The 19,596-nt window shown below is 53.5% G+C and carries 14 protein-coding genes; 4 read left to right on the top strand and 10 right to left on the bottom strand.

Annotated elements, in window-relative coordinates; all coding sequences use genetic code 11:
- Positions 1 to 531: 531 nt before the first annotated feature.
- Positions 532 to 2,178: an amidase family protein gene (locus B157_RS0115525; RefSeq protein WP_020604221.1), complete on the top strand. Its 1,647-nt coding sequence runs from the start codon at positions 532 to 534 to the stop codon at positions 2,176 to 2,178.
- A gap of 409 nt (positions 2,179 to 2,587) precedes the next feature.
- Positions 2,588 to 3,043, top strand: a complete 456-nt coding sequence (locus B157_RS0115520) for a DUF4440 domain-containing protein (RefSeq protein WP_020604220.1) — start codon at positions 2,588 to 2,590, stop codon at positions 3,041 to 3,043.
- A 185-nt stretch (positions 3,044 to 3,228) separates the two neighbouring features.
- Here the strand turns inward: B157_RS0115520 and B157_RS0115515 are convergent, their stop codons facing one another.
- From B157_RS0115515 to B157_RS0115480, 8 genes are all read right to left on the bottom strand, one after another.
- Entirely contained in the window at positions 3,229 to 4,965 is a 1,737-nt protein-coding gene (locus B157_RS0115515) for a phospholipase D-like domain-containing protein (RefSeq protein WP_020604219.1), read from the bottom strand.
- A gap of 26 nt (positions 4,966 to 4,991) precedes the next feature.
- Positions 4,992 to 8,252, bottom strand: a complete 3,261-nt coding sequence (locus tag B157_RS0115510) for an ATP-binding protein (protein WP_020604218.1) — start codon at positions 8,250 to 8,252, stop codon at positions 4,992 to 4,994.
- On the bottom strand, positions 8,249 to 10,192 hold the full coding sequence (locus tag B157_RS0115505) for a trypsin-like serine peptidase (RefSeq protein WP_020604217.1): 1,944 nt from the start codon (positions 10,190 to 10,192) through the stop codon (positions 8,249 to 8,251). The genes B157_RS0115510 and B157_RS0115505 overlap by 4 nt, the downstream gene beginning before the upstream one ends.
- A 141-nt stretch (positions 10,193 to 10,333) precedes the next feature.
- On the bottom strand, positions 10,334 to 11,584 hold the full coding sequence (locus B157_RS0115500) for a trypsin-like serine peptidase (RefSeq protein ID WP_020604216.1): 1,251 nt from the start codon (positions 11,582 to 11,584) through the stop codon (positions 10,334 to 10,336).
- 69 nt (positions 11,585 to 11,653) lie between these two features.
- Complete coding sequence (locus B157_RS39020) at positions 11,654 to 11,923, bottom strand: carboxypeptidase-like regulatory domain-containing protein (protein ID WP_020604215.1); 270 nt, start codon at positions 11,921 to 11,923, stop codon at positions 11,654 to 11,656.
- Between the two features lie 82 nt (positions 11,924 to 12,005).
- The gene (locus tag B157_RS0115490; RefSeq protein ID WP_020604214.1) at positions 12,006 to 12,971 is read right to left on the bottom strand and encodes a trypsin-like serine peptidase; all 966 of its coding nucleotides are present in this window, start codon (positions 12,969 to 12,971) and stop codon (positions 12,006 to 12,008) included.
- A gap of 597 nt (positions 12,972 to 13,568) precedes the next feature.
- Entirely contained in the window at positions 13,569 to 14,894 is a 1,326-nt protein-coding gene (locus B157_RS0115485; RefSeq protein WP_020604213.1) for an ABC1 kinase family protein, read from the bottom strand.
- A 52-nt stretch (positions 14,895 to 14,946) separates the two neighbouring features.
- Complete coding sequence (locus B157_RS0115480; RefSeq protein WP_020604212.1) at positions 14,947 to 15,615, bottom strand: TetR/AcrR family transcriptional regulator; 669 nt, start codon at positions 15,613 to 15,615, stop codon at positions 14,947 to 14,949.
- A 114-nt stretch (positions 15,616 to 15,729) separates the two neighbouring features.
- Here B157_RS0115480 and B157_RS0115475 point away from each other — a divergent pair, with 114 nt between their 5' ends.
- Both B157_RS0115475 and B157_RS0115470 read left to right on the top strand, forming a co-directional pair.
- Entirely contained in the window at positions 15,730 to 16,281 is a 552-nt protein-coding gene (locus B157_RS0115475; protein ID WP_041952128.1) for a hypothetical protein, read from the top strand.
- A gap of 46 nt (positions 16,282 to 16,327) precedes the next feature.
- On the top strand, positions 16,328 to 16,867 hold the full coding sequence (locus B157_RS0115470) for a hypothetical protein (RefSeq protein ID WP_041952134.1): 540 nt from the start codon (positions 16,328 to 16,330) through the stop codon (positions 16,865 to 16,867).
- Positions 16,868 to 16,892: 25 nt separating this feature from the next.
- On the opposite strand, the gene B157_RS0115465 is transcribed toward B157_RS0115470, so the two are convergent.
- Entirely contained in the window at positions 16,893 to 19,061 is a 2,169-nt protein-coding gene (locus tag B157_RS0115465; RefSeq protein ID WP_020604209.1) for a ComEC/Rec2 family competence protein, read from the bottom strand.
- A complete protein-coding gene (locus B157_RS0115460; RefSeq protein WP_041952133.1) occupies positions 19,058 to 19,510 on the bottom strand; it encodes a GNAT family N-acetyltransferase in 453 nt (150 codons plus the stop codon). The genes B157_RS0115465 and B157_RS0115460 overlap by 4 nt, the downstream gene beginning before the upstream one ends.
- Positions 19,511 to 19,596: the final 86 nt, after the last annotated feature.

The raw sequence follows: 19,596 nt of genomic DNA, 5'->3' as shown, positions 1-19,596 counted from the left end.
GATGATGGGGCGCAAGCGATGCTCAACTTACGGGTAGCGGCTAAGAGTGGCCGCTGGCAATTGGTCAGAGACCGCCTAAATTTAGTTGACAACGACTAAGTCAACTTAAGGCAGGTAGTTTTGAAATGCACCTGTTCAGTGCTCCGCAGACACATTTGTGTTTAATCAAAGTTTGGTTCTCCGCATCAACATTTGTGTTAAAAATCGCCACCTTCGCCAAGCCCGAAAACGTAGTGCATGAAAATACACGCCTGCGGCTTGTACAGTACGCTCCATCATATATCTTTTCGTTACTTTGCCTGTAGGGCATGGAACAATCTATAGCAGGTAGGCCTCGAAATACAGTGGCTACGAGTCCAGCATGTACGATACGCAAAACAAGGTTTACCACGGGGCTGCTATTGTGCGTACTGGTCATGATGACTATGCCGCACGGGGTAGACAAAGTAGGTGGTCTTCGACCGATTAGTCTCGTCCGTTTTTTTCCGGAACAACTTCATCAATAATTTACAAACCAATACCGCTTACCCAATGAAAAATACTATTGTATTACTGCTGATTTCGCTGGCGTCGTGTAAAGTAGCCCAGAAAACGACCATTCCCGCCTGGACACCCTACGACGAATCGGACGAACTGGCTAAAAACGCCAAACATGAATCTCCCCGAATGCGCTACAAGCTGATTCAGTCCAGGAATCTCGATAAAAATGAACTTTGGAAACAAATAGCAGGGCAGCTAACAAATTTCCGGGCCACGGATTATCAGGCGCTCAAACCCCTCATTCTGGAACAGGATATCCCCACGCTACAGGCCAATATTCAGTCTGGTACACTGACGTACGAGAAGCTGACGCAGTGGTATCTGTACCGGATTGCCACCTTCGAAAACAACCGTGCCACCACCCTGAATAACATTATCGCCATCAACCCCAATGCCGTAGCCGAAGCCCGACAGCGGGACAAGAATAAATCGACGGCTACTCATCCCATCTATGGCATGCCCATTATCCTGAAAGATAATATCAACCTGAATGGGCTGCCCACCACCGCCGGGGCGCAGGCATTCAGCAACAACAGCAATACCAAAGATGCCTTCATTGTCGATCAGCTTCAGGCGAAGGGAGCCATCATTCTGGCTAAGGCAAACCTGAGCGAGTGGGCCAATTTCATGTGTCTGGACTGCCCCAATGGATACAGTGCCATGGGTGGCCAGACGCTGAATCCGTATGGACGCGGGCAGTTCGACACGGGTGGGTCAAGTTCGGGGAGTGGCTCGTCCGTAGCCGCCAATTATGCCGCCGGAGCCGTTGGCACCGAAACGTCGGGCTCTATCCTGTCGCCGGCGAGCGCCAACTCACTGGTAGGGCTCAAACCCACAACGGGCCTGTTGAGCCGGGGTGGTATCGTGCCCATTTCGAGTACATTCGATACGCCCGGCCCCATGACCCGCACGGTGACGGATGCGGCCATTCTGCTGTCGGCCATGGCGGGCGAAGACCCCACCGACCCGGCTACCAAAGGCAACCCAAAAAATAAAACCTACTGGCAGGATGTAAAAACGGGCAGCCTGAAAGGTATTAGGTTTGGGGCGTACAAACCCTTGCTGAAAGACACTACCTATGCGCTGAACGTAGAAAAAATCCGGTCACTGGGCGGCACGGTCGTCGATATTGACATGGAGCAGGCCGCGAACGAAGGATTCAGTACACTGCTGAACGCCGACATGAACATAGACCTGCCGAACTACATTAAAAACTACGGCTCGGCGGCACTCCCCTACCGCTCGGTGTCCGATATTCTGGCCTATAATCAGCAGGACTCAACCCGGCGTATGCCCTACGGTCAGGGGCGGATTGCCGGTGTGACTAAAACAACGACCAGTCCGGAAGAAATGGCGCAGCTCCGGTCTACTATCCGCAAAAATGGCGCACTTTATTTTGAAAAACCGATGCAGGCAAACCAGCTCGATGTAATCCTGTCCATCAACAACCGAAGTGCAGGCCTAGCCGCAGCCGCCAACTATCCGTGCCTTACCGTTCCGATGGGCTACAAAACCAACGGCGAACCAATTGGCCTTACGTTTATTGCCCGGCCGTTCGAAGAAGACAAACTCCTGAAAATAGGCTACGCCTACGAGCAGGCAACTAAAGCGCGTAAACTACCGGATGCCTACAACTAACGGTATGCCGTATGGAAGCCTGATTCATGATTCCATCAGAAAGCCACCCCATGCTGATAGGGTGGCTTTCTGGTTTAAACCATACTAAAATCATTCTATCATGACGGCACTTTACCCTACCGGGTATCTGGCCATCAGCAACTTACAGCATTTCCAACTGAGCGTAGATAGGCACGTTACGTATTGCCAGGTGGAGCACAATCAGCGATAGAAGTTTATATATCCAGGAGTAAACTGCCGTATTGAACACGTGAGTATCCTTTCTCGCAACGTAAGGCTGAACTAAAGACCATGGACTGAGTGAGCGATCTTTATCGACCAACTAATATGGATTAAAGCGGAAATGATAGAAATGGCCGCTCGTTGGCTATACATTACAACAAACATGCTCTTCACTAACTAACGCACGATGAAAAAGTCATTTTTGGCAGTGGTAATTCTTATAATGGTATCCACCTGCCTCAGGGCGCAATCGCAAGGCAGAAGCGAGAAAACGAAAGTTAACCAGGCTGTAACAAAGCTTTTTGACGGCATCGCTACTGTGGACACAGAACTGATGAAGCAGTATGCAACGGATAACTTCCTGCTCCTGGAAAACGGTGCCGTCTGGAACATGGACACACTTATCAACAAATTAACCAGGCCAAAAGGACGTAGCTTTAGCCAGATAAATCACCTGGATTTCATGGAAACGGAAGTAACCGGAAGCACGGCCTGGGTCGCTTATAATAATGCCGCCGACATCACAATCGATGGGAAAACAACGACCATAAAATGGCTGGAAAGTGCTTTTCTGGTCAGGCAGGGTAAAGACTGGAAAATCAGATTGCTTCACTCTACTGTGCTGAAGCCAAAAGCACAATGACCCTCATAGTGACAACTGATCTACCTCTAAACCAGGGCCAACAAGCGGTTTGGCGTTCGGCGGAGCGACGAAGAAGCCACCCGTAGTTCCTGCCGACACTACACAATCAGGCAATAGCGTATATTTTGCCCATTCGGCTTTAGTTGACGGAAGCCCCACAGGGAGAAAACAGTAGTCTACCAAACTTATTCATCGAACCAGGCCTGCCACGGAATGCGTATCATGCCGAGGGGTGTTGGGCCGCTTTCCGGCGCAATCTGGGGCGTCACTCCTCCTCCGCTGTTGATGGGCCTCGACAGGTTATTCCAGTCGAACAGAAACACTTCCGTGTAATACTGCGCAATGGGCCGTGAGAAAAAGACAAGACTGGTGTCCCGATTGAACTGGGTACCATCCGACGACCAGTTGTTGCTGCCTACCACGGCAATGTTACCGTCTATTAAAACGCCTTTGTTATGGAGTTGGCTGCGTTGCATCCTGAACTGTTCCCGTTTCCAGCCCCGGCGACCGATCAGTAACTCGGAGTGGTCGGATTGTTGCGAGCTGCCAACCAGAATCCGCACATCTAGTCCATCGGTCATTTTCTGAGCAATGGCAGAAATAATGGCGTCGAAAACCTGCGTGGAAGGCTGCCGGATGTACGAAAACTGGAGATACAGCGAATGCTTTGCCTGTTGAATGAGTTTCAGTATCTCCGTTGCGTAATTGTCCGGACTCATGAGCGGCTTTACCCGAACCGCCGGGCCCGTGGTGGAGAAGGTTTTAGGTAAAAACGGATGCGGTTGAACAACGGTTGCTTCGGCCTCTGCTTCGAACAGCGATTCGGGAATCAGCAGATCGGGCATTACCGGAGCAGCTTCGGTTTCTCCCGCCCGGCGGGCCATGCGCATATCGTACCGGATAAACTTTTCGTACATCTGCGCCAGGGGTTCATCGTCGATGATTACATGCCATTCCCGGTTGCCCTCCCGATAGAGAAATTGCTCCCTACCCGGACGAATAAATGGCTGACTGTTGGGGCTCCAGTTGCCACTCGACAGCCAGAAGGCTTTTGAATCTCGTACGGCTACTTTGGTATGGTACGAATTATTAAACACCCGGTTAGGGCCGGAGACGGACGCTTTGGCAAAGTCCAGCCGGTTTCCCCAACTATGACTGAGCGTGGTCTGCATCTGTGCGTCATTGGTGCTCACCTGCAAAATCATAGCCAGTTTGTCGGAAGTCTGCTCACCCAGTTTCGTGACCGTATCGATAATGTGGGGCGCGTAAAACTCATACATGGCCACCGTCAGGCTTTGGGTGGTCCCTTCCAGAAACGGCTTTAGGGTTGTCCAGCCCGCGTCGGGTCCCACATGACAGGTAATGTTACGGACCTTCATTTCAACGAGTTCAACCTCCGATAGATCAGGTGGCACATAGCCGATATGAGGGGCGGCTTCTGTTGCTTCGGACTTTGTGCCTTCCCACTCGGAGAGGGGCAGTAACCCATTGATCCGTTCTAACGGCGTAGCGGTTCGTACGTCAACGGGTATGCCGTGAAGTTGCAACGGAACCGCATCTGGCCGACGTAGCGGGTCAGAATCCATAACCACCACGACAACGGGCTTTACCGGTGTTTGCGGGCCTGCACTTATACCTGGCCTGACCCCAAACACGCCCGGAATGGCCATGAGCCTGGCCATCTGCGCGTTGATAACCGCAATGACTGGCTCAAAGGGGTCCTGCTCCTGACCCGATTCGGGTTGCGCGGCCAGGGTTGCCTGACGAATAACGTTGCCCTGCTGCTCACCCTTTATCACGGTTTGCAGTCCGTTCAGCGGAGCGAACTGGTCACGGTTCCCATCCAGGATAACCTCCACTCCGCCCGCATCCAGCACAACCTCCTGCTCACGGACCCGTACAATACCCCGATACGTTTTCATTGTTTTTTGCTTGGTCCTGGTGAAGTTTATGATTTTTTCGATTCGTAGAATGCGTGAACAACGGCCCGAAACGACGTATCCCACCGCTCATACGCATTTAGTACCTGCTTTAGTTTAGGAGCCTGGGGTCGTTCGCCAACGGCCCGCCGAAGCAGTTCGCCCAGTTGCCAGGTACGGTCTACCAACTCGATGTAGCTTTCCAGCCCATGTTCGGGGTCTGGTGCCAGCGATTCGGCAAATACGTCGGGGGTAAGGTCGATCAGGTCCAGCCCCACGACGGATTGGAACAGAGAACCCAACTGTCGGCGCGAATCTGCGTCTGGATAGGCTTCCAGGAGGGCAAACCGGCAGGGGTCGCGGAATTCGGAATCAGGTCCCCGAAACAGGGCTAAACAGTCGTCGGCGTTCTGAAAATCGACAAACCGATAGTGTACCTGATGCCACTGATTCCGTTCTTTGTAGAGCGCATCCATGGTACGGAGCAACCGCCGAACGGTGCGCTGTTTTCCGTTCAACCCCGTAAACAGGGCATTGCCCGTTTCCTGAACCAGTGCCGGAGCCGTATCCCCGCTGGCCCCTGTCGTCGGTACGCGGGCCAGCTGATTTATCCAGTCGGCGTTGAGCCGGAGAGTAGACGGAGCCATACTAAACCACTCGGCCGGCTGGTCGCTCAGGAAGCTCATTAAAATGAGTTTGCGGGTAAGGCGTGCCGATTTATGGATAACCGGCTGGGGCCACGCCTGCGCGACAATACGGCCCACCCGCTCCCGGCTATCGGCATCCAACGGCGTACGGGCATACTGAAGAACCAGTCCCAGCGATAGGTACGTAATCAGCAGCGTACCATCCGGGCCGGTCAGCGCATTGGCAATCGTTTTTTCGGATTTCGCAGCCTCGGCAAGCCGATGGGTCGTTTCATTCGGCAACCGGAGGTCTGGCAGAATCAGTATAGCCGGATAAAGCCAGGTGGCCAGACCAACCAGCGATGCATTGGCCGGGCCGGATTCGATTTTGGCCAGAGCACCGGGCATCTCCGTCCAGGATGCCGTAGCCAGCAGGGCGTCAATTTCCCAGCGGTCGGGTTTCGTATCCGGCTGCTCATAGGCGATACCCGCTTCCTGACCGCGTTTCAGGAGTTGACGGGCTTTGGTGAATTCCCGGCTGTTGACCAGCCGACGGCCCGTTTTTCGATAAGCACCCCCTAAATACCGGTTCGGCAGGCAATCCACATCCGCCGACTGCACCCGGCCTTCGGTAGCGAACCGGAACAGCACCTGGGCGGGTCTGGGCAAATCGGTTACGTCTCCTTTGATATACGGGCTGGCCTGTTTCAGATCAGCCAGTTCAACGGAATCACCATCCTGATGTGTTTGCATCAGAAGCAGCCGATGGTAGACACTTTCGGCCCATTCCTTTTCGCCTTTACCCGAAAAGAACGCAATGGCGGCTTCACTGATACGCCGGGCTTTGTCGGGTTCCTGAGCCTGTATCAACTGAAGGATAGACTGACGTAAATCGCGCCGGTGCCACACCTCCTGCGGGTCTTCACTGGCCCGGCGCGATGCCAGCCATCCGTAGGAAGCCAGTTTATTCAACACATCGGCCGGACTAAGGTGTTTCAGATCCAGGTCCAGCGCCGGCACCAATACCTGTTCAAGCAGCGCGGGCGTAACGTAACGAAGCACTAGCCCCGGGTAAGCCAGTTCGCGGATAATCTCGTCCTTATCGTCGATTCGCTGGAGTAATCGTTTGTAGACGATACCGGTAAACAGTTCTTTAGCGGCTGGCCCACCCTGGCTGATTTCGGCTTCCAGTTCGTCAATGGACGAAGCGGGTTCGCGGGTTACTACTTTAGCCAGCAACCGTAGTTCGAGGGGCCGACGCGGGAACAGCCCGGAATTGACCAGTCGTTTGGCCATCGGTTTCGCTACGCCGAGGTTGAGCAGCATCTGTTCCGCCTGCCGACGGTCCAGTTCTGTGAGTTCAATAAACTGACTGACGCCCCAGTTCTTCAGTTCGTCCTGGTCATCGCCGAATAACCGGCCCGAAAAAATAACCAGGAGCGGAACGGGTCGGAGGGCATCCCCGATGGTGACCAGCCATTCCAGCATACTCCCCGCCAAATCCTGCTGCATCACTTCCTCGAAGGTATCCAGCACCAGCAAATAAGGTCGCTGGGGGGTAACAGTTGCTGCTTCTGCCACTAGCGAAACGTCCCGTTCATCGGCATCGCTTCCCTCCTGAACCAACTGCCTCATATCGGACACGACGGACTGCTGCCCCCGGGCTACTTCGACCGATTCGGTAAAGGACTTCGTCGCCGATGATTGAGCGTAGGCGTTGGATGGACTATCGGCCTGACGTTGCTCCCGCCAGTTGGCCCGCAATTTCCGCAGCGACTCGGCCAGGTCGGGGAACTGTAGCCCTACCTGCCGGGTCATTTCCATTTCGAGCCAGTACCGGTCGTTGGGGTCGATACCGGGCCGGTCGAAGTCGAGCAGGACCAGGGTAGCGATACGGAGGGCAACGGCCTCTTCGGCAAATTTGGCCAGGAGGGTCGATTTGCCCACGCCCCCAACCCCCGTCAGTACCAGACTGCTCCAGCCGCCGTAGCCTGCCGGATTACTGCCCTGTTGTACAAAAAGAGTTAGTTGATTCAGTTCTTCCTGGCGACCCACAAACTGATCGTTCAGCAGGACTTCATAATCGGCCAGGAGGGTATCTTTCAGGAGCAGTTTCCAAATCTGAGCCGAATCTGGCTGGGGCAAGCCTGTGTCGTTCAGGGCATCCGAAGCCGCACTGATGGCCTGTAGCTCATCAGTGGAGCGATCTAGCAGCGACACACGTTCCCCCTCTCGCAGCACCGCCCGGAGCATCATGCCAAACGTATCGGTAACGGGTAACGACTGATTCAGTACGCTGGCCAGGCGACCCGAACCAGCCATGCCTTTCAGTGTTTCTTTGCGGCAAAGCTGGGTCAGCAGCCACTGCACCTTTCCGTCGATGGTTTCGATGGTACAGGTGGGGGCCAGCCGACTCAGTATCTGCTGACGCAACGCGGTATCCTCCACAAACGTAACGACATCGGCAGGATCAAACCGACCCGATACGGCGGCCCGCTCTTCGGCCTGCTGGATCAGGGCATCGAGCGATGGGGCATCACCCTCCGAAAAGTCGGGTGCACGACTGCCCATAAAAGGGCTGATGTACTGCTCTTCGGGAGGGGTAGTCAGTCGCTGTTCCATTCGGGCGGCTAACTGCTGAGCAAAGGCATTTAAGTCTTTCATGCGTCGGCGGCCTGTCTAAATTCCTTGCTGACAAAAATAACCTCCGCTGCCAGGTCTTTCAGTGCGGTTATGCGATTTTTGACCTGGGTAGCCCCCGGCGTATCATCCGGCTCCCGGTTTAGGGAGTCCTCATACACCCGCATCAGCGTATTGCGCTGAACGCGTAAACTCAGCGTATCGATATCACCGTTCAGCGTGGCAAAAAAGCGCCTGAGGTACAGTTCAATGTCCATTTTATTAATTTCCTGGGTGCGAAACCGCTCGGTAACGTCACTGAGGGATTCGGGAATATCGGCTCGAATCCCATCCAGAACGATCCGCAGCCAGTCCACTTTCAGGGTCTGTTCGTACAACAGAAACAAAAACTCGGATGCCTGTGGACCACTGATCGAGCCATTATTAAGTTCTGCCAGCACGATCCAGACCAGACTACCCTGACGTGCCGTTTCCAGGGACGCCATCAGCGCCGGTATAACCTCCGTTTTGAGCCATACGATCGGCGTTGAATTGATTTCGTTCAGTTCGGATAGCACCGGCGCAACGGCACCGGCATTGGCGCAGATATCGGCCACAAGCTGACGGGCATCTTTCTGCCCGATACCGCCCGGCCCGGCGTTCAAACTGATTTTGAGGTGGCTTCCGTTCGACAGCATCTGCCAGAGCACCCGCGTGCAAAAAGTTTTTCCGCTGCCTTTTGGCCCGCTGATGACCAGCAGTTTGGGTCCGCCAACCATGGCCAGTCGCCAGCATACAGCCTGAAACGCATCGAGCCCTAAAATCGGCTCCCGTTTCGTATCCGTTGCCAGTTCCCAGCGCGGGCTTTCAGATGGATCGGGTTCCGGCAACCCCTGCGGGTACTGACTCTTGATGTGGTTGATGATTTGCACCAACGGTATTCCCCGATTCATGACCGGCGTTCCGGCTCCATTGCTCCAGACACCCTGATGCAGGCCGAACAACATAAAGCTACGGTCGAAACAAGGCCCCCCCGATGAACCACCCAGGGCATTTATCTGGTGCAGAAAACGCAACCTGGCAACGGCAGGATTGGGTGGATTGAATCCACCAATAGTTCCCTGACCCAGTTTGAGCGTTTGTGCGGCCGGGTACTGAAACAGCACGCAGGTATCGCTGGGCGGGGGTACAACGGCCCGGGCATCCAGCGAGGCCCACCGCCGTTCCATACCCGGGGTGGCATTCAGCCGGATAATGGCATAATCCCAGAAATCAGTCAACTGCGTAGGGTCGGCAGGCAGGGTATCGGCTAACTCGTCGGGGTGGCACGGACTAAACCCCACGCACCAGTTTGTGGGGTGTGCGGCAATCTTGACGGCCCCAGCCGATGCGCCCAGCCCCCCATTCTGGCGGATATGGACCAGGTAATCGTCGAATATGATCTGTATACGGCCACTACCATTCACGGCGGGGTCGGGCTGCCAGGTACCGTTGTTGTTCTGAAACAGCGGGTGTACCACATGCCAGGCGGTCAGGACCAGATGCGGCCCTATCAGGATGCACGTTCCGCTGGCCTGCCCCCCCGCTGGCAGGGTCACGGTAATTTTACCCGTCCAGCGTATGCCATCAAAAATACCCCGAAACATGGTATCGGGCTGCGTAAAGCCCTGTACATCATTGACCATCGCCTGCAGGCTGGCACTACTGGCATTGGCCTGACCGGCGGCCCCGGCCATTAACCGGGTCAGGCTGCCATCTTCCTGGCGTTCGTTGATAATCAGTTCGGTGAGGGATTGCAGGAAATTCTGGGTCTGCGCATACTGAAGGGCTATTTTGAACGCTTCGGTATCGTCGGCAACGGGGGCGATAGCCTCAAAGGCCCGCCGACTGGCTTCCGGTAAGCCAACCTGTGCCTGCCCAAACAACATAGTGAAGGTTGGGCGGGCGGTGCGCAAAGCGGCCAGAATCTGCTCGATGGTTGCCATAAATCGAAACGTTTTTGGAATTACTCAAACTGAGTGTGAAGAATTAAAAATGAAGGGTAAAGAACAATAAACAGTTGATTGTCAATTATTTTTCACTTTTCATTCTTCATTCAGGTCCGCCCGTTCGGTCCAGTTCCTTACTCAGGCGAGATTGGCAAACCGGTCAACGAGTTTCACCCCGAAGCCGGTCAGGTGTTCCCGAAGTGTCTTGGCTGTTTGCCCATCCGTTTGATCCAGCACCCGGCCCAGAACGTGGGCCGAATTGACGCGGGGTTCCCGGCTTTTCCCGGCATAATGCAAGCCGGCAGCCAGATGCTCCCGACCCGCCACCAATACCACCGAGCCAGAGTTACCGCCCAGCGTGGTAGCGTCGTGCCCCGTCCTGAAGGGCTCAGGAACCGGAGCAGACGGCGGGTTCATAACCAGACCCGGTGCCAGCCGCTTACAGCCAAACGTACTCAAAAAAAGCTTCTCCAGGAGCGTAGGCGGCACACTCGGATCATTGGCCGGATAGCCGATGGTGTATACAGTAGGAAAACTATCGGGCCAATCGGGAGCCATGTCAACGGCCAGTACCTGCCGGGGCGTTTGTTCGACGGGGACCGGCTCCAGTTCAATCAGGGCAAGGTCCAGATGAGTGTGGTCGATGAGCCCGGCAATGGGGTCTCGCCCAGTAAAAACCACCCCTTTGAATTTACGGGGGTTGACCGATGTAAGGCCCCGAAACTCCTGCCCAAAATCAATACCTGCTTTGGGGTCAAATACCCAGCTGGCAGGAGTCTGCTGACGGGCAATAAGCTGGAGAACGTGTCGATTGGTCAGAATCAGGTTGGGGTGAATCAGAAAGCCGGTGCCCGCAAAGCCTCCAGCCAGTGAGGGCAGGTTTATACGGCCCACGCAGGCAATGGCATTAGTGAGCAGATCGACACTGGCATCCAGAGATGCTTCCCAGTCGCCCAGGGGGCTGGTCGATTTGTCCACCCTACCCTGCCGGATCATAAACGACGGTCTCGATCCGTCGGTACGGACAATGGATTCCAGGTGCTCCAGAATCTGCGGTTTCTTCCGGATACGCTCGACATCGTTATCCCGAACCACGCGCAGAGCCTCATCGGCGTTGGTAACAATCTGTTTGACGATGCGGTGGAGTTTGGGTTTATCGCCCAGGTGTTGTTTGATGATCTGATTCCAGTCGGCCGTAGTCTGATCGAGCCGGTCCCGGATAGCGGGATCGGTCAGGTCAGGTTCAGGATCACCGCCACCAGCAGATTCCGTACTCCGGGTCTGGTTTTCGCGGGCCAACAGGAGTTGTCTGTAATGCAGTAACCGATCATCGCCCGGCCCCGTTGCCGGGTCGGTATCGTCATTTATGTTCGGGGCAAGAGGAGACATAGCCGTTTGGTTAGGAAGTTTTCAAATGTGCGTAGTAACAGCCGGTACCTGTCGAAACGGAGCCGATGTTTACGGCTTCAGAACGAGTTCGACCTGCGCCTTCTGCCCATTTTTTACCTCTACAGAAGCCATAGCCGGGGCAAATCCATCGGCGGTACAACCGATCTGGTACGTACCGGCTACCGGAGCTGACAGGGAGAAACTGCCCGTTGCATCCGTCAGCATAGTAATATCGGGTAAGGCTACGGGGCCTGACGTGAAGTACACCCGCGCCATGGCCACGGGCTGACCATCTGCCGTACGCACCTTACCCGCAATGACCCCAGGGTTTGTATTCATCGTTAGCAATGCCCAGATACCAAACCCACAGGCTGTCAGTAAGCAACAGCCTGTGAGTATGAGGTATTTTTTTTTGATATGGCTAAGCCTTCCAGGCAACCATGTTGTTGTATACATCCAGACTGATACGTGTACCCGAGTTGGTCGTTGCTCCACCGTAGGCATGAATAGCAACGGCCATCCGATTCCCTCCAACAATACGATAAACGGCACTGCCACTTTGCCCACCCGCCGTATCAATGTCATAAAATACTTTCCGGCTGTTTACGGAGGCAATTTTTCGGGCATCGTACCACTGGGTTCCCGAAGGCTTGTCGCCCGGATAACCGGATATGTTTCCTACGGCACTGGTCAGGTCTGCATCGGAATATACGCCAAAGCCAAACCAGCCCGTGGTACTACCCAGTTTGGTTGGCAGAATAATGGCCCCATAATCGAAGTTTTCATCCCCGCTGCCCGTCCAGCCCGTAACCGAGCGAAAATTGGAACTGGTAACCGACCCGTAAGGCAGGGTGCCACCATTTCGGCCCGGCATAACCTGAATTTTCTTTACCCAGCCGTCCCGACCAGGTACGCCACTATTTTTAATAAACACAACGTGGCCGGCGGTCATGAGTGTATGGGGGCCAATAAACCAGCCCGTTCCAATCCACATGGAGTTATCGGCGGCTGTAATCAGCAATGAGGCAATCGCCCGCCAGGGATAAATGCTGGTACTTGTTATCTGTATCCGGTTATCGGGACCATGTACCGTTTCTACTGTTTCATCCGGCGGGGGGCCAAACGAGGCTTCGCCAATATCGCGTAGTACCGTGAAGTCTGCCGCCGTAGCCATAAATGATTCGGCCATCGACTCCTGGGTTACTTCCTGCAACGTGAACCCGTCAACAGATTCAATACCACTGCTGGTGGCAGGCTGCGTTTTTGGATCGACGCCTTCGGAAGGGGGCTGCGTTTTCTTCGTAGTGACGGCAGCTGCTTCTTCCAGTTGATTGGTTACCGGCTCGTCGCCACCGGTTGGTTTTGGGGTTTTCCTGGTAGTTGGCATTCGTTTATTGGTTTTGAGGATAGTTAGTATTTTACAGATTCCAGGCACGAGCCTTAGCTGACATTCCTTGTGCCCTCGGAAACGCCATTTGGTGTTCATGTTGATTTTTCATGATTGATAAAAAGTAGAGGTTAAAAATAGATTGATGGTAAGCACACCATTCCTGACAAACCGTTCGACTCCAGCCGCATCCGTGGAGTACCATGATCGTATATACTTCACTCGTCTGCAGACGGGTCATACCGCCCCTTTTGCTGACTGTCAGCCGTACATTTCTGTCTGGAATGGATACGACAAATCTCCACGATGCCTCAGGCAATCGTACCAATAAATTTCCCGCGATTTGAAAGTAGGGCAATTAATAACTCTGATTATCAATCGTTTATTTACCGGTCAACTTTTACCTGATAGGCGCATCCCCACTCATTCGCTGATTAACTCTGCCAATAAGGGGGATGTGCCGACAGGGTAGCGGGGTAATGTATAGAGCTGGAGTTACTACTACGGTGCCTGAAAACAGCACTGCCCGGTAACCTGTTGGAGCAGGTTACCGGGCAGTTTCAGGGCAATGTATCTTATTTCTGGCTGGCCGTATGTTTATACGAGCACCTTTTTGGAGCGCAGCCACTCGGGCTTGGTCGTAACTACTTTTGCTTTCAGTTCATTCAACATGGCGTAGAGGCCGTAATAGGTCCGGTTCACATATAGTCCATCCTGCGAACCACGGGCTACTTTCGAGTTTTTCAACTCCTGCACACCAGCCAGGCCTTCGGCAAAAGCGTACACTTTAGCGAAGTACGAATCGTCGCCGAAGTCGAATGCCTCCACGGCAAATGGCTCGGAGAGCATAAGGGTCATCTCTTTGAACAGATTCGAGAAAAAGACGCGCTCCTTCGGCGAATCGTCATCGGTCAAAAACTCCAGGTTATTGAAAATTTCTTCCGTCAGCGCCGGGTCTTCCAGCGTATCGGGGTTAACGAGCCGGAAGTAATTGTCGTAGTAAAAATCAGGAATCACCTTCACGCAACCGAAGTCGATAACGCCCATCGTTCCATCGGCCCGCATCAGAAAATTACCGGGGTGCGGATCGGCGTGAACCTGCCGAAGCGTGTGGATCTGAAAATCATAAAAATCCCACAACGCCTGCCCAATCTGGTCGCGGACGGCTTGCGATGGGTTTGTTTTCAGGAACTCTTTCAGGTGCATACCGTCGAGCCAGTCCATCGTCAGGATACGCTTCGAGGAAAGTGCCGGGTAGTATTTCGGGAATACCAGATCCGCAATGTGGGCGCAGGCTTCCGAAATTTCAATCGAACGCTTCAACTCCAGTTCGTAGTCGGTTTCCTCCAGCAGTTTGGATTCTACCTCCCCCATATACCGGTCAATATCGCGCTCGTTCAGGTTTAGCAACCGAACGGCCAGCGGCTTGGCGATCCTCAAATCCGAACTAACGGCGTCGGCCACGCCGGGATACTGCACTTTTACGGCTAGTTTTTTTCCGTCTTTCCAGGCCAGGTGCACCTGCCCGATACTAGCCGCGTTAACCGCTTCGATATCGAACTTATCGAACAACTCCGAGGGTGATTTACCAAAATGAGTCCGGAACGTTTTGACAACCAGCGGCCCCGACAGCGGAGGGGCCGAGTACTGGGCCATCGTAAATTTATCGGAGTAGGCAACGGGCAGCAGTCCCCGGTCCATACTCAGCATCTGCGCCATTTTGAGGGCCGATCCTTTCAGTTCGCTCAAGGCATCGTAAATATCAGCGGCATTGTCTTTGTGTAGTTCATCCTTCGATAAACTGGGGTCAATCAGTTTTTTGCTGTAATGCTTGATATAATTTCCACCTACCTTCACACCTGCTTTCATAAACTGACTGGCACGGGCAACTTTGGTGGTAGGAACGGACGTTTGACTTTTCATTTGTTGATGAGTGAAAGAGCGAATGAGTGAATAGTTGACGAATGTCATTCACTCATTTATTTTGGTACATAAATTTGGCGAAGTCGAACAGGGTATCCAAGGGCGACCGGCCAATGAGGTCGAAGGTAGTATTGACTGACTTCTCGATGGCGGAGTCCGTTTTTTCGAAGTTCTTACTGACATCGCGCACCCAGAAATCAAGCAGATAGAGCGTCTGTCCCCAGAGCGCATTCGGGTAACGGTCGGTTACAAACGGGCGGGGTTCCACTTCTTTACTTTCGCGCCCCTCGGCCAGCAAATCGCGGGCATAATCGAAGAATGATTCCTTGAACAGGCTCATCACTTTAGACGATGACTGCGCCATCCGACCCAGCCCCTGCGACCGGCGGTTTAACTGCGCTTCCCGCAGCTGACCAAAGCTGTATACGACAAAACTCCGTTGCGCCTTTAGCAGCTCAATCCAGGTGTAATAGAAAGCCAGCAACTTCTCCCGAACGGAATAACCCTGGTAGGTTTCATCGGCTTCCACAGTGGCCATGGCTTCCGTAAAAAACGTCAGCCATATGTCGGCTTCAATGGCCTCGAAAGAGGCATAATGGGTGTAAAAATCCGCTTCGGCCATTTTCAGTTTTTTGGCAAACTGAAAAATAGACGTGGGTTGTTTTCCGTTTTCAAGTACGTACTCTGTATAAGCTTTACGAATTTTTTCGAGCGTCTCCATACAGGTGCAACGGCGTGTATCGAATAAAAGTTTAGCACTTTTCTGACAATAACCGCCAATATATTCTGGTTTTTTTCTAAATTTCGGACTATACCTATTTTCCCTTACCTGATTATGACTAATCGTTCGGTTTGCCTGCTATTGTTGCTGAGTGTTGGCCTGGTTTTTCCATCAATCGCTCAGTCCATTTATGAAATTCCTGGCAACAAACCAGTTGAGATCGACGGTATCGAATATGGGTATTCAGTGCGCAATGAATGCACAAAAGACTTTATCAACTTAGGTACCTTCAAACGCTATGAACTGATAGTCTATGTGACCAACAGGAGTGGAAATTCGAAAGTGTTCAATCCCCGGCAAACCTCTTTCGGTACCCGCGATCAGGATTTGCTGGCTCATTTCGACTGTCTGAACGCCACGGGGGCCAAGTTGACCTCCAAAACTATAGCGGTTCGCGCCAGACCCGCATCTACTCCCTACGAAGCATCGGCTAAATCCAGCCCCGGCGATGTAGTGGCGGCAAAAACGACCGATTCACTACCAGTTGGGCACCTGCTTGAAAAAGGCGAAACAATAACCAACAATATCATTGTTATCGTACCTGACGGCGAAAGCCCTCAGATGCGCGTTCGCGTTCGGAAACCGGATAAATCACCTACCCGATAGCGCATTGTTCGTTCAAAAACTACAGACCAACCCGTATCATTTACTCATGAATTTGCCTGTTCGCCAAACCCTGATTTTTTGTTTATGCCTGATGAGCGGGCTGCTGTTGAGTTCGCTCAGCTTTGGTCAGTATGGAGGTTACGGAGGGGGGTATGGCGGCATGAGTGGACGCCGGATGGGTGGTATGAGTCAGATGCCAAGCAGTCCGCCCAGAGCCTCGGTGCCTAACATTGCCGGCGACATGGCTCAGAAGGAAACGAAATGGATGAAAGACAACCTGTCGCTCAGTAAGGAGCAGTTCAAGGACCTCAAACACCTCAATAATGAGTATGCCAGCCAGCAGCAGGATGCCATTAAAGATATAATTGGCAAGGAAACCGGCCGCCCTTCCCCCGAAGTCATCAAACAGGTTCGGGAAGTGATGTTGATGTTCAATGAGGAGAAAGAGGAGAAAATAAAGCCTATTCTCACCCCGGAGCAGTGGGGCCTGTACCAGTCCAAAAAGGACGATATGCAGAAGGAGATCGGTGGTTTCCGGCCACCAGGACCTAAAAAGGATTCCCTGAACAAAGCAGCTGCCAATTAGGCAACTCCCTCCTTCCCTGTCTCACTTACTCCAGTTCAGCCAGATACGCACCCATCTGCCGGACGGAATAGCACGATATACCCTTCTTTTTTGCTTCAGCCAGCAGCCTGTCCGTCAGGGGTGTTTTGTTGGAATCGTCGAAGATAATGTGCCGGGCTACAACGCGCCCGTTCAACTGCTCCCAATCGTACAGCGCATTCCGGCGAATAACCAGATAGTCGACAATAGCGGGTAATCGCCAGCGATTTCGGCCGGACAGTTTGTTCACCAGCAGCAGCGTTTTGCCCTGCCATACCCAAAGAGTATAGGCTGGGGTCTGGTAGAAAGCGGGCATAGGTTGGCGGGCATGCGTCGAATCGCTGGCTCGCTTCATGCGGGTCAATGTCAGCGATGAAACGCCCCAAATCCCAAAAGTATTTTTCAGGTAGAAGTCGAAGGAGCGGCTATCGGTCGAGTCGAGGTCAGTCAGTAGCGTACTCCGGTGCCCACTGGTCAGGCTCACCGCCGTTCGATGCGGCAGGAAATGGACAGCCAGTCGTTGCTGGTGTACCTGACTATAATCGCCCCAAAGGGTTATACCCGCCAGCAGAACCGATGTCAGGCAGGTAGCCCACAGATAAACCCGATTGCGGGTTAGCAGTAGCGCCACTCCGCATAAAATAAGCGTATAGATCAGCAGCAGGGCTATTGGCGAAAGCCAGAGACCATCCCAGGCGGCTCCGGGCAGTTGGCTGGTCTGCATCACCGACTCGTTGAGCAGCCAGGCCGTTTTTTGCAGTAGCCAGCCCAGCACATCGCGCAGATAAGGAATCCAGCACAGGGCCAGGGCTGCCATCGCCAGCGGTAGCAATAATTCCGACAGGACAATAACGACGGGATTGGAAAGCAGGAAATACGTGGGAAACTGATGAAAGTAAAATACGCCCACCGGAAACGTAATCAATTGAGCCACCAGCGCCACAGCGGTTAACTCCCAGAGCCGGTTAGCCCATCTGTTCCGAAATGTAATGGACTGATACAGGGGCGCGTGCCAGGCAGTGATGCCCGCAACGGCCAGATACGACAACTGAAAACCAGCCGAAAACAGCGCGTAGGGATCGAAACAAAGAATGAAAAAGGCCGATGCCCCCAGGGTATTCGGTATCTGTTGCTGCCGACCCAGTGCCTGGGCCAGAATAACCATCGTAAACATCCCTGCTGAGCGAAGCACCGGGGGTGAGAAGCCCGTAACGAGGGCATAAAACCACAGAATTGTGAGTTGCAACCCGGCCATCACTAGTTTTCCACCCCGCCCTTTGGCCAGAAACCCCAGCAGAACCGTGAGCACCTGAAACAGGATGCCTACATGCAGACCCGACACGGATAGAATATGAACAGCGCCGGCTGTTGAATAAGCCCGGTATATTTCGGCGTCCAGATCATCCCGAACGCCCAGAATCATAGCGTTGACAAGGGCATACTCGGCGCGGCTCCCTACCTGCTGCGTAAACACACTATCGGCCCAGCGGTTTACGCTGGCAGCAACATTGGTGATGGGATTGGGGGGATCAACGCCCAGAACATACCGTTGAAAAGGGCGCAGGTATTGCTGATACCCAATGTTTCGGTAACTCAGGTAGCGTTTGTAGTTGAACTCGTCGGGGTTGAGCGGGGGATCAATCGGGCGGGGAGCACCCGATACCAGCCATACTTCACCGTAAACCGGCCGGGGTGTAACGGAATCGGACTGGCTGGCTTTGTCCAGATAGATAATGACCCGGCCACGGAGTGGTTGCCATGCTTCGTTATTCGTTTTGTGCTGATTCGGGAAATCCTGATGTGCCCACCTGGCCCGGCGAATTTCCAGTTCGACCCGGTAGGTTTTTGCCCGTTCTTCGGGCTGAGCCGCTACTACGCCTTCGTACCCTCGTAACGTATCGGTCAGGTGGCTGATGTGATCAGGTCGGTTACTATCGGTTCGCTGCCAGGTGATAAACCAGCCCAGTCCCAGCAGGATGAGCAGGCTACCGATTCCCGCTTTTCGCTGTATGGGTTTGATAACCCGTCCGGCACTACGGGCAAAACTCCAGACCAGCAGTACAAAGCCAGCGCCCAGACAGCCTAAGGGTAAAACAACCCAGTCAGGTTTCAGCACGTACAGAAGGATGCCGCTAATCAGAGCGGCCACATAGCGCACAAACGGGGCACCTTTCATTCGGTTGTGTAAGCCGAACCCGGCAGCACCATTTTGTAGTGCTGGATACCCGCTTCTTCAAACATATGACCGACAGCAACAAAGCCAAAACCGGCATACAACGGCATGGCCAGTAGCTGGGCGTGCAGATAGATACTTTGGATAGGCTCCGGCTGCTGACTGAACACATCATCCAGCACCGCCTTTACCAATGCCTTGCCTACGCCCATTCCCCGATAATCCGCCAACACCGCAAAACGCTCCATCTTTATCCCGTTCGATGTGCGTCGCCACCGGGCTGTACCACAGGGAACATCATCTTTATACGCTAGGAAATGAGTGCTGCTATCCTCGAATTCGTCGTACTCTTCCCGGGCATCAACCCGTTGTTCCTCCACAAACACCTTTCGGCGAATGGTAAAGGCAGTTTCAAGGTCGGCAGGGGTAGCAATAGGGAGAACTGAAATCATGATCATTTACTGTTGGTGGTTTGTCGTCTGTCGTTTACAATTTGACTATCCTGTAGCAAACCGGAAACACTGAACTACAAACATCA

This window comes from Spirosoma spitsbergense DSM 19989, assembly GCF_000374085.1.
GTDB classification, from domain to species: domain Bacteria; phylum Bacteroidota; class Bacteroidia; order Cytophagales; family Spirosomataceae; genus Spirosoma; species Spirosoma spitsbergense.
Note: the sequence above shows the minus strand (reverse complement) of the source record. Positions and strands in the feature narration are given on the sequence as shown.